The organism is Pseudomonas sp. PvP100 (assembly GCF_017833055.1).
Lineage (GTDB): Bacteria > Pseudomonadota > Gammaproteobacteria > Pseudomonadales > Pseudomonadaceae > Aquipseudomonas > Aquipseudomonas syringae.
This window is the reverse complement of the sequence record NZ_JAFIBO010000001.1, coordinates 5,141,314-5,153,992: the sequence shown is the minus strand read 5'-3', so window position 1 is coordinate 5,153,992 and position 12,679 is coordinate 5,141,314. Positions and strand designations below refer to the sequence as shown.

At 61.2% G+C, this 12,679-nt stretch carries 6 protein-coding genes; 1 reads left to right on the top strand and 5 read right to left on the bottom strand.

The annotated features are described in order from the left end of the window. Positions 1 to 12: 12 nt before the first annotated feature. The 5 genes from JOE39_RS22235 to JOE39_RS22215 are packed head-to-tail and all read right to left on the bottom strand — an operon-like array spanning position 13 to position 6,173. Complete coding sequence (locus JOE39_RS22235) at positions 13 to 969, bottom strand: glycosyltransferase (protein WP_057445397.1); 957 nt, start codon at positions 967 to 969, stop codon at positions 13 to 15. A gap of 30 nt (positions 970 to 999) precedes the next feature. After that, complete coding sequence (locus JOE39_RS22230; protein WP_024665100.1) at positions 1,000 to 2,409, bottom strand: PIG-L family deacetylase; 1,410 nt, start codon at positions 2,407 to 2,409, stop codon at positions 1,000 to 1,002. Next, positions 2,406 to 3,302 (bottom strand): antimicrobial resistance protein Mig-14, encoded by an 897-nt coding sequence (locus JOE39_RS22225; RefSeq protein ID WP_210078268.1) that lies wholly within the window; start codon positions 3,300 to 3,302, stop codon positions 2,406 to 2,408. The genes JOE39_RS22230 and JOE39_RS22225 overlap by 4 nt, the downstream gene beginning before the upstream one ends. Continuing rightward, positions 3,302 to 4,432: a glycosyltransferase gene (locus JOE39_RS22220; RefSeq protein ID WP_004409426.1), complete on the bottom strand. Its 1,131-nt coding sequence runs from the start codon at positions 4,430 to 4,432 to the stop codon at positions 3,302 to 3,304. Before JOE39_RS22220 ends, JOE39_RS22225 begins: the two co-directional genes overlap by 1 nt. Next, entirely contained in the window at positions 4,416 to 6,173 is a 1,758-nt protein-coding gene (locus tag JOE39_RS22215) for a carbamoyltransferase (protein ID WP_003431977.1), read from the bottom strand. The genes JOE39_RS22220 and JOE39_RS22215 overlap by 17 nt, the downstream gene beginning before the upstream one ends. A 301-nt stretch (positions 6,174 to 6,474) precedes the next feature. Here JOE39_RS22215 and JOE39_RS22210 point away from each other — a divergent pair, with 301 nt between their 5' ends. Further along, positions 6,475 to 12,600, top strand: coding sequence for a membrane-targeted effector domain-containing toxin (locus tag JOE39_RS22210; protein ID WP_210078270.1), 6,126 nt, complete (start codon positions 6,475 to 6,477; stop codon positions 12,598 to 12,600). Positions 12,601 to 12,679: the final 79 nt, after the last annotated feature.

Here is a 12,679-nt window from a genome sequence, read left to right as displayed (position 1 = left end):
ATTCATAATTCCCTACCATCCCAATCGTGACCGCAGACGATCGATCCAGCTCGCCGCCGGCATGCTGCGCAGTGGCGCATGCATGGCTTCCACGATGGCTTTTCCGAGGGCATGGAATGTAAAGCGTTCCTCGACCAAAGTCTGCCCATTACAAGATATTTCGCCGGCCAGTGTGACGTTATCGCGCAATTTCGCCAGTTTTTCGCGAAGTTCGGGAATGTCGCGATAGAGCACGATGTTGTGCATGTCGACAAAGCCCAGCGCGCGGTTTTCTTCAGCGCCCTGATCGAAGGCAAGCAGCACGCAGCCGCACGCCATGGCCTCGAAATTCTTGATCATGTACTCGCCCATGCCCACGTCGGCACTGACGAAAAAACGGATGCGGTTCAGGGTGTCGCAATACTCTTCGCCGGACTTGGTCCGCGTGACGAGCAGATTCTCGACCTGGCCCAACTCATCCAGCAACGCCTTGCGACCGCTGTAGGCCACGCTGTTGGTGCTGCCCACGAAAGCCAGTTCGATGTCACGCTCGCGTGCCTGCAACTGCAGCAGGCTCTGGTCATAGCCCTTGGGCACGAACACCGCATCGAAGCCTTCCTGGCGCAGCCGTTCGCTGACCATGAACCCCGAGCAGATCACTCGCGCCCAAGGCAGCTTGCGATAGTGCGCGCTGAACTTGCCGGTGTATTTGCACGGAATGTAGTTCTGGTAGGCATCGTGTTCGAGGATGACCAGATTGGGAATCGTGCGGATGAAGCCGACCTGACGCACTTCCTGCTTGAAACGCAGGAAAAACACGATCCGGTCATAGCGGCTGACGTCCACCTCACGGCGGAAATAACCACGCAGGTTGCGTTGCTCCGCAGAGCTCAGCCAGCGCACTTCGCATTCACAATGTGCAGCGATGCCGTCATAGAGACGGTCCAGAATCGCACGCTGCTCTTTCTGGACCAGCAGTAGAACTTTCATGGTTTTCCTTGCAGTACTGCGCCTGCTGAATCAGAGATCACGGCTGCACCAGAACAACTCGTGTCGTCGCACCGCCTTGCGGAAGAATTCGTTTTCGCCCTCGGCCGGCCAGTGGCGACCGGCCAGAACCCGCTGCAGCGCACGGCGCACACGGCGCTTGAACGGCATCGGCGGCAGCAGGTCATGCATCATCCCCAGCGCCATCGCCTTGTCGCGTTGCGCGGCGACCGACAATTGAAGGCTGTACGGCACCAGCGCCAGCGCGGCATCGAATACCGGCGGCAGGCTGATGCCGCTGTAGGCATCGCCCATCGGCCAGCGGTCGTTGTCGTGCAGGTGATTGGCATAACCGAGCACCACGTCCGGCTGCCATTCGAGCCCGAGCAGCGCTTCACGCACCGCAGCCTGGGCGCAGATGTGATCGGGATGGGGGTCGATGGCAGGGTGCGGCATCACCACAACCTGCGGCCGGGCCTTGAGAATCAGCGCGCGCAGGTCGGCGAGCAGGTTGTTCCAGGTCGGCTGGCCGTTGTCGCCGGGCAATGGCAGGGTATTGAACTGACGGAACAGGCGGGTATCGGTCAGATCCGCCTCACGCGAACCAATCGGCGTATCCGGCGCGGCCTGCATGGCAGGCAGTTGCAGGCAGAAATAGCCCAATTGAACACACTGCGACTCGGGCACCCCGCCCCAGCGCGCCACCGCGATACTGTCCCAAGCCCGCAAGCGGCCTTTCATGCGCGCAGCCTCGGCGCGCTCCATGCCCATCTGCTGATAATGCTCGGCCTCGATCTCACCGGCGGTCAGTGTGATGATCCACGCTTCCTCGGCCTGGCTGTAAAGCCCGAAAGCGGCCAGCTCGGCATCGTCGGCGTGCGGTGCGATGACCATGACACGCTGTTTTCGCGCATCCGGCTGACGAAACAGCCAGAGCCGCGGCGTGCCGGCCAGACGGCAGCAACGCCCGCGCAGTTTCAGCACACCTGCGGCCAGCGGCTCGCCCAGCCCGGTGAGGTTCAGATAGCGCACGCCGCAGACGCCACGCTCGAATGCCTGCTGGTCGTTCAGGCCCTGGCCTTGCAGCTCGACCACAGGGTCGAGAAAACGCCCGAGCCAGGTACTTTTGACCGTCAGCGCCAGTATCAGCGTCTCGTCGCCGTTCAGTTGCACAGCGGGGTCGATCAGCAACGTGCCGCCGTCCAGGCGTACACCCGGCACTTCGCTTTCGGCAGCAAAGGTGTACTGATAGTCGTCAGACGGCGAATAGAACAGATGATCAGCGAACCAGGCCTCATGAGCGACCCAGGCACACACGGCCAGCAGCGGGGCCAGCCACCAAGCCACCAGCACGCCCACCGCGATCAACAGGAGCAGCCCACCCAGCAACGCCAGCCGCTTGTTACGGCGATGGCGTTTGAGCAATTGCTGCTTGCGACTCAAATCTGGAACACCGGAACGGGGTTGCACCATCGGTCCTTGTACTCGCGGTCGGCACGACCGAAGGAAAAACGCAGTGATTTGCCCTGCGCGCGGGCGTTCTCCCAGGCGGACTGGGTATTGACAAAGCTGAGCACGCTGCCCGGACTGAAATCACGGGTTTGGGGATCGACACCGCCGTTGACGTACTCGATGCTGACCCACTGCGGCGCTTCGACGCGATACACCAGTTGAATGGCAATCGGCGCATCGTTGAGAAACACCACCGAACCGATCAGCAGCTCGCGCAACAGCTCAATGACCTCGGCCTTGTGCCGGGCACCGGTCGCCTCGAAGCCCCAGCGCCGCTGAAACAGATCGCAGTACATACTTGCCAGCTCCGCGCTACTGAACTCGCTGACAGGCCTTACCGTCCCGCCGGCCTCCTCCAGCAAGCGAAGCTCACGACGCTGGTTGTAACGAAATTTCTTGGACAGCTCTTCAGGCGTACGCGCCATCGCCAGGGATTCGATCTGTGGCTTGAAGGTACTGATGCGGGCTTCGTTGAGCGCAGACACATAGCGGGCCCGATGCCGGACCGGCACCTCGATATCGTTGGCCACCGGCAGAATCAGCTCGGCATTACCCAGGTCGAACAACCCTTTCTTGCCGTGGCGCTTGAGCTCGTCCTTGGACAGCGCCAGCGAGCGGCCCCAGGTGGCAATCGCCGCCTTCACTTCACCCCCCTGCTCCCAGGCCAGGTAACGCACAGCGATGCCGGAAAAGGCCGACAGGCGCGCGACCACCAGCGGATGAGTGGCGACGCTGCCGCCAAACCGCTGCCAGGCCTGCTCGTAGGCAGCCGCATCGATCTGCACCCAGCCACGCTCGCGCCAGCCCTTGAATCGATTGAGCATCAGGCCCCCGCTGTCAGGCTGGAGACTTGCGGCAGACGCCAGAAGACATTACGCACAGCGTGATCGGAAAAACGTTCGCGCAAGCGCAACAGCATGCGCTCGGCACAATCCTGACGTTGTTCGGCATCGAGGCCGGCCATATGCACCAAGCCGTGTGCCAGGCTGTGCACATCACCGAGCGGGAACAGCAGGCCAACGTCTTCGACCACTTCCTTCGCGCCGCCGCATGAGGTTGCAACCAACGGGACACCGGCGACCATCGCTTCCAGCAGGACCATGCCGAACGGTTCGTGGTCCGAGCTCAAGGCGAACACGTCGAAGGCCTTGAAGTAGCGGCGCGCGTCAGGCACCTGGCCGAGGAACAGCACCTGCGGGCCGATGCCCAGCTCCAGCGCCAGTGCCTTGAGGTCTTCTTCCAGGCGACCCTTGCCGAGAATCACCAGTTGGCTGTTCTCGGGAAGATCGGGCAGCGCTTCGGCAAAACCGCGCAACAGCGTGGCCTGATCCTTGTCGGGATGCAGGCGACCGACATTGGCGACGATCCAGGCCGACGCCGACAGGCCCAGCTCTGCGCGGGCATCTTCAGCGGAAAACTGGCTGCCCTGCAGTTGCTCGACATCGATCCGGTTGTACAGGGTCTGAATGCGCTCGGCCGGCCACTTGGGCAGGCTGCTGCGCATGTCGTCGCGAACCGCGTCGGAAACACCCAGCAGGCTCAGGCGCTTGCGAAACAGGTTGGCGAACAGCTTGCGACTGCGCCGGTGGTAATCGCCGAACGCATGATGCACACCGATCACCGGCAGCTTCGTTGCCAGCAGGGCGATGTACACCGGCTTGAAGCGGTGCGCGATGCAAAAGCTGAACGAGCGCGTCGCGGCGATCTTGCGCAGGTCGCGGATGGCGCCCAGCTTCAGGCCACGAATGGCACTGGAGCTGTACTCCATGAACAGCACTTCGTCCGAACCGCAGTCAGCCACGACATCCGGATCGGCGGCACCGGTCAGAAACACTGTCGTTACGCGATAGCCCTTGCCGGCGAACAGGCTGGCGTATTGCCGCGCGCAGTCCAGAAACGGCCCGTCATAGCCGTGACAGAACTGCAGTACGTGTCGTTCAACCGAGCGTGTCATAAGCCTCGACGCCCTCTTTGACCACCAGGATGTCTTCCATGATCAGGTACTCGAGGTCCGAGCCGAAGAACATGTTCAGCGCGTCGGTCGGCGAGCAGATCATCGGTTCGCCACGGCGGTTCAGCGAGGTGTTCAGGGACACGCCATTGCCGGTCAGGTTTTCCAGCGCTTTCATCATGTCGTAGTAACGCGGGTTGTATTCGCGCTTGAGCACCTGAGCACGGGAGGTGCCATCTTCATGGACGACTTCCGGAACTCGGGTTTTCCACTCTTCGGCCACTTCGAAGGTGAAGGTCATGAACGGCGCCGGGTGATCGATCTTGATCATCTGCGGGGCGACGGTGTCGAGCATCGACGGGCAGAAAGGCCTCCAGCGCTCGCGGAACTTGATCTGATGGTTGATGCGGTCGGCCACGCCGGTGACGCTCGGGCAACCGATGATGGAACGACCGCCCAGCGCGCGCGGACCGAACTCCATGCGCCCCTGGAACCAGGCAACCGGGTTGCCCTTGACCATGATCTCGGCAATCCGCTCCGGCGTGTTGTCGATCTGGCGCCAGACCGGCTTGCTCGGGTGACGGGCACAGGCCGCGATCACGTCTTCGTTGCTGTACGCAGGGCCGAGGTAGACGTGTTCCATCTTCTCGACCGGCACACCGCGGGCGTGCGAAACATAGGCCGCAGCACCCACCGCCGTACCCGCATCGCCGGACGCAGGCTGCACGAACAGTTCCTTGACTTCAGGACGGGCGATGATGCGCTGGTTCAGCTTGACGTTCAGCGCACAGCCACCGGCAAAAGCGATCTTGCCGGTCTCCTTGAGGATGTCACCCAGGTAGTGATCCATCATCTGCAGCGCGAGCTTTTCGAAGAGCGCCTGCATGCTCGCCGCGTAGTGAATATAGGGTTCGTCGGCCACGTCGCCAACGCGTTTCGGGCCGAGCCATTCGATCAGCTTAGGCGAGAAGTAGAAGCCCTTGCCGTTCTCTTTGTAGCGACGCAGGCCGATGACGTTGGCCAGCTCGGTATTGATGACCAGCTCGCCATTCTCGAAGGTCGCCAGACGCGAAAAGTCATACTTGCTGGCATCGCCGTACGGCGCCATGCCCATGACTTTGAATTCGCCGTCGAGCATCTCGAAACCGAGGAACTCGGTAATCGCGCCGTACAGGCCGCCCAGCGAGTCCGGATCGAAGAATTCCTTGATCTTGTGGATCTTGCCGTTTTCGCCATAGCCGAAGAAGGTCGTGGCGTACTCACCCTTGCCGTCGATGCCCATGATCGCGGTTTTCTCGGTGAAACCGGAGCAGTGGTAGGCGCTGGAAGCGTGGGCCAGGTGGTGCTCGACCGGCTCGATCTTGATCTTCTTCGGATCGAAGCCCAGTTGTTCGAGGCACCAGACAATCTTGTTGCGGTAGCGCTTGTAACGGCGGTTGCCCATCAACAGCGCATCGAGGGCGCGATCCGGCGCGTACCAGTAACGCTTGGCGTAATGCCAGCGGGCCTTGCCGAACAGGCTGATCGGGGCGAACGGAATCGCGACCACGTCGACGTCCGACGGCTTGATGCCTGCCTGTTCCAGACAGAACTTCGCCGACTCGTAGGGCATGCGGTTCTTTGCGTGCTTGTCACGAACGAAGCGCTCTTCTTCGGCCGCGGCAATCAGCTTGCCGTCGATGTAAAGCGCTGCGGAAGGATCATGGCTAAGGGCGCCGGACAGGCCAAGGATCGTCAATGCCACTAGTGTCTAGCCTCTTTAGTCTGCATGCAGGCGCAGGGCGCCCGAGAAAAGGTGTGCCCCCGCACAGCGGGCTGAGGGCAGCTAAAGGGCGGGATTATAGCGTAATGACCAACGATTGGCTCGACGCGCTGAAATGTCACCCAAGGCGGCCCGCCAGACGGTGTACGAAACGTCTCTTTCGCCACGCAGCATATTTATCTACGGCGTTGCTGCCCGTTGCATCTGATTAATTGAGGCCTTTAGTCACAGCCCCCAAGGCCGTCGATCAAACCTCAGCGCCTGGCGCAATGGAAAGCCTGTCATGACACATACACCACTCTCTCTGGATTTCACCCTTTCAACGCCGAGCCCTGTGCCGATGACGCCCGGCGATACCTGGCCTGACGCGTCCGCAGCGCTGAAAAGGCTCGACGAACTGCGCACCCTTCTGGCCAGGGAGCTAAACGCATTGCCCCAGGCTGGCGAAGCCTTGCTAAGCGCACTCACCGGCGCTGACGTGTCCGAGCGCGAACTGGAAATCTTCAGCCTGTTGCAACAGATCGACGACTACTGGACGGACCCGGGCGAAACCGGCGAAAGCCGTCGCGACCGCCTGGTACCGGCCTTGCAACGGGCCATGCTTGACGAAGCCCGCGTCAGGGTTCATGAGCGCGATCTCGACAGTGGCTACCTGGCCTGTTTGCCCGAGTCACCCGAGCAGGCGCAAGGCCCGGCGCTCGCCTACTCGACGCTGTGGGTGCAACTGCATGATGACGAACAGATTGAAATGGCCGGCGTACTGGTGATTTCCCAGGATCAGGGGCGCACGTTATTGATGCTGCCAGGTCTCGGCATCACCGGTTTTGCCACGCAGGCCATGCTGCTCGAAACACTTGCGCAGTGGCTCAACGCGCCAACGTTGCGCGATACGCTGCTCGGCAACGCGCAACGACAGCATCAGGAGCGGCTGGCCGAGATAGTTCAGGACGCCGACCTGTACCTGGAGCCCTTCACCGCTGCCGACGTGCAACTGCAGCCCGTTACCACGGCACCGTTCAAGCACGCGTTCGACCGGTTGCTGAACAAGCAGCGCAACGACATCCGTTACGCCTGCGAACAGCCGGGCACGGCGGATCGGCTCAAGCGTCAGTCGCTGATCCAGCAGGCCATCGACATGCCTGGCCTGCTGGGCCCCGCCGCCATGCTTGAACTGCGGGAACTGAGCAACAGACAACGTCAATACCAGCGAGACTTGCCCGAATGGATGAAGATCGCCAGCGCGGCTGACCTGCAGACCTATGCCTTGCACCTGCAACGCTACGACGCGGCACATGCTGCGATGCTGAGCATACTGGGCGGCGCAGCTTCCCCGGAGCAGTTTGCCGAAATGCAGTTGCGCACGCGCCTGGCCAATGATCTGGGCGTGGATCTGGACCCGCGGGCCTTGACCATCGACACCCGTCGCACACTGCCAGCGACGAGCGAGACCTACCGCGTGACGCTGCCGCTGACCGAACTGGCGCTCTATGGCCTGCATCCGGGTGACGAGACAGCAGGCTCGGACTTCCTCGACCAGACGCTCATCACCCTTGATGGCCAGCCGCTGGACGCCGCCTACTCGGCCTTGAACCCGGCCTACCTTGCCGCAGTGATTGACCAACTCGACCTGCGCGCGGTGTTTGGCAAGTTTCAACGCGAGGCCTATCAGCAGCAACACAACCAGCAGATGCTGCGCGCACTGGCGCGGACCCGACTGACCACGCTGGGCTGGGCGGCGAAGATGCAGGGGCATATCCAGCCCGAGGATTTTGCCATTGTCGCAGCGCTGACCAGCACGCCAGTGAGTGCGCCTGATCCCACGATGCGCGTGCAGCAGATCAAACTGAACGACCGCAACGTGATGGCCAGATTGCTGGTGTTTCGCAAGCAGGATGCTCAAGGCCAGACGCAACGGCTGATCATGTTCGCCAGCGAGGCGCCCGGACACCAGTATTTCAAGGCTTTCGACACCCAAACCCAACTGCTGCATGAGGTGATTGGCTGGACCGCATCGCCCACAATGACTACCTGGCTGCTCGATCAGGTAGAGGTCACTGCGCGCCCGGAACTGGACGCGCAACTGACGGCCCTCCGCGAGAAACCCCAGCCTGCAAAGGAATTTCTACAGTTCATCGATCACCCTGATTGCGAGACGGCATTGCGCAGTTTTACCGACGAACAGACTCGCATATTGATCTCCGAACAGGCCCGCCATACCCCGGACTGGTACCTGCGCGCCAGCCGCGCCCAGCGCCGGGAATTACTCGCCGTTGAACACGCCATCGAGGGCGCCCTCGGCAACTATCAGGCCCAGCCGCACACCAGGGTTCAGTCGTTCCAGGACTACGTACACCAGCGTGCCAGCCAGCAGATCGGCAAACTGCTGGGTGTCCCTGCCGGCACGGTAGACCCTGACCTGATCGTGATCACCAGCGAGCGCGAAACGCTGACCTACACCGACATGCTGCTCAAAGGCTACAACGACAGCATCGACCCCTTGCGCACGTCAGCAGCCACCGACGCCACGTTCAGCGGCCCGGAGGGTATCGACCTGAGCGCGCTGTCACCCGCAGCTGTTGCAGGCTCGGTGCGTGGCCAGTGGCTGGCGGACGAGTACATTGCGCTGATCAGAAACACCCTGCTGAACAGCGAAAACGATGGCTATGCCTACCGTCGCCAGTACAGCGTAATGATCACCCAACTGCAGATGAAGGCGGCTGCGCTGCGCAGCCTGCTGAAAGGTCATGTCGAGCCTGCGCAGTATGTCTGGCTCAAGCAATCACTGGATAACGCGCACCTGAGCGACTCGGCCTCACGGGAGCGTTTCCCCCTTTACCCCCTGCAAATACACGTGGATAAACCCCTGATCGCCTCGGGACTGACCGATGTCGATCAACTGGTTATCCCCAGCCCGCTGCTGACCCACATCGAAACCGTTCAGGGTTGCCTGATCATTTTGCCGACGCAGATCCGTCACGCCGCGCTGCTCTATACGCCGCAGGCACCTGACGGTATCGAATTCCGTCTGTTCAGCGATTTCGTGAGCTCGCTGGATAGTGAAGGGATGATCGATTACTACAAGGATCGCTGCCGCATCAAGGCGCGCCGGACCCTGTCGTTCTTCCTGCGGGACATGCAGAAAGGCAACGCCAACAAGCCTCCGGCCATCCCCAGGGCATTCATTTCAGACGTTGCCGATACCTGCTTCAACCGGCCGCTGGAGCGCAGGTTGCGCGATGTGGAAGAAACCACCAGCGGCCGCCACGACATGCTGGCCAAGCTGATCTGGGTCAGTGTCGAAATCATTGCCACGGCCCTGACCCTGCCCTTTCCACCGGCAAGCTTTGCGGTGGGCAGTCTGGTTTCATTGCATGACAGCGGGCAGGCACTGGCAGCGCTGAGCGCAGGCGACCGGGAGCGCGCCACGAACTACATGCTGTCGGCACTGTTCAACGGCCTCGGTGCAGGCAGCGATTTGCTGGTGGGTCTGAAAGGACTGGGCGTTTTGCACCAGCTTGAGAACGGCCAGCATTCGACCCCGGTGTTGCGCTCGTTCCAGCGCCAGCCTTCCCTGCCGCGTTACGAGGACCTGTACCCGGTAGAGCTGCAAGAGCAGGTGTTTCTGCTCGGCAAGCCCAACGTCCACGGGCATGCGGCGGTGTTCCAGGCACCTCATGTCGCCTCGGCACCCCCGCTGGCAACCGGTCAGTTTGCTGCGCGCGGGGGCGATGGCGCCTGGCAGCCGCTGCTCCCGCTACCACCAGTCGCACAGCAGGCGCCACCAGGGTTGCGCATCGATCTGGCCGTCGACATTTCGCTGGAGAACCTGCCACGTATCGCCGATGGTCACGCAAAAGGCGTGCATGCAATCAATGGAAAACATTACATCCAGCTGTCAGACCGGGCCTTTGAGGTTCAGTACGACGCATACTGGCGGTGCTGGCAAATCATCGACCCGGCCAATCCGTTCGCCTTCTTCGGCAAGCAGCCCGTTCGCCTGAATGATCAGGGCCAGTGGCTGCTCGTCGAACGGCAGCGCCTGCGCGGCGGTGGGCTGGACACTCCGGGCACTTATCGACCGCTACCAGAGGAAGCCAGCGCAAGCTCAAGCTCGCTGAACACCTTGAGCGACTATGAGATGCCGAGCGGCATGCGCGCGCACCTGGACATCGTTATCAACAAGGAGGTCTTCGATCCGACCGGTGCGGGCCTTGAAGTCTATTTCGAAACGTATTTCACCGAGGTGCGCCAGACCTTTACGGCGCGTCGGGAAAATCTCTATCAGGATGCCCAGGCCTTTTTTGCCCGATTCACGCCGCCACCCAGGCCGCCCCTGCCAACTTATAGTCTGCCCGGCAGCGTCGATACGCTCATCAAACACATCTTCAGTCACAATAACGGGCTGGTGTTCAGCGAAGCCCCGAAATCGGTGGCCAGCAAGCGTCTACTGCTGCTCAACATGCCCTTGCTCGCCGAGCAGCGGGTCGAGGTGCTGTACATCGAGCACCTGCTGACCGACAAACACCTGCGCAAGCTGGCCCGGTATCGCCAACTCGGTAAAAAAAGTCGCTCTGGCTCTCATGAACTCAAGTATTACCTGCAAGAGGCCAATCGCGGCGCCCTGAACAACGCAAGTAGCGAATTCGATTACTACCACCTGATCAAGGCAGCCCACCTCTACGGGATCGAAGTGCGCCCGTTCAGTTCGTCGATCAGCTATCCGTTTCTCGGCCACAGCGTGCTGGCGGCTGCCGATGACCCGACAGCCGCCATGAAAATGAGCAATTTCTTCGGGCACAGGCTCATCAGCCACGATATCGAGCCGGCCTCTGCCAGGCGCTGGGTAGCGCTGCTCGACCAGAAGCTGGCCACGACTCACGATCAGGTGCCCGGCATCGCCGAAATGCAGGGAGCCGTCAGTGTTCACGTCAAGGACATTCCCGCCGGACGTCCGACCCGCATCAGGCAAGGCGCGGGTGGGGCGCATGAACACACACCGACGCGCTGCGACTTCAGCATAGCGTTTGCCGACCCGACGCTGCCCGCCAAGCCACTGCCCCCTGCTACCGCTCTGGATAACCTGTTGATCCGCGAGCTGGGCGATCCGGCCGCGGTTGCCGAGGGTGAGCGCTGGGCGGGCGAGTACGGGTTTGTTCTGGACGAAAACGATACCTGGCTGCGCGTCGACCCCGATGACTGGAGCGTTGACAGGCCGATGACGGCCATTCAGCAATCGCTGACCGATGCCACCTATGAAATGCCGCTGGAGACCAGAGCAACACTGCATAACCTGGCGAACTTCGAAAAGAAGGGCCTTGATATGGAGTATTTTTTTGAAGACATCGAACTCGACACTGTGCGTAACACATTCGACCTGCTGCGCAAGAATCTACAACAGGACGCCGCCCGGATCAGCTCAGCTCAACTGCCGCCTCGCCCGACGTTACCAGCCATCGCACCGCAGACAAGCACTGCCGGACTGCTAGAAACCCTGTATCGCCATGCCGAAGGCCTGGTCATTGGCGAGTCACACGCTTCGGTCGCCAGCAAAAAGCTGATCATCGACAACCTGCCGTTGCTGTCACAGCAGAACGTCAAAACGCTGTACATGGAGCACCTGTTGAGCGACCTGCATCAGGCAGATCTGGATCGTTTCCTCGAAACCGGGCAAATGAGTAAAACCTTGCTGCATGACCTGAAAACCCTGGACCGCGGGCATCATACCGATCCGGACGGCATCTACACCTTCGAGCGGCTGATTATCGGGGCACGGCAGCAGGGTCTGGAAATTCGTGCCATCGATTGCGCAAGCAGTTACCACCTCAAAGGCATTGCCGGGGAACAGTCCATTACCCGCCAGCAAATGATGAATTACTTTGCCTCGCGCACGATCCGCAGGCACCAGGAGGTGGTGGGCTCGCACAAGTGGATCGCGCTGGTCGGTAACAGCCATTCCAATACCTATCAGGGCGTCGTGCCTGGCGTCGCCGAACTGCAAGGCGGGATCGGCCTGCGGGTCGTCGATGTGACACCGGGGCATTCGAGGGGAATAACGCTGGATCCGGGCGAGCTCGTCTCGGGCGGCATAGCGGATGACAAGGTCTACATCAAAGCTGATTATCGGGTGGAGATGGAGGTGCTGCGGTCACAGCCGGTCAGGCTGCCGAGCATCGAAAACCGCCTTTCCAGGCCGGGAATGTTTCTGGTGCAGGAGGGTGAAGGCAATCTGCCAACCATCATTCATCGCGCACGCGACACCTGGATTCACCACACACCGGTGCTGCGCAATGCCGAAGGCAAGCTGTACATCGAACGCCTGCGCTGGCCGCGCATCCACCTCAAACCCTTCGACGACATCGATGCACTGGTGGCAGCACTCGAAGCGATGAACCTTACGCGCATTACCTGATGATACCGATGCTCCGCGTCACACAGAGGACGCGGAGCGTCCGGAGCTGTAAGCCAACGCGGAGCATTGGCACGAGAGT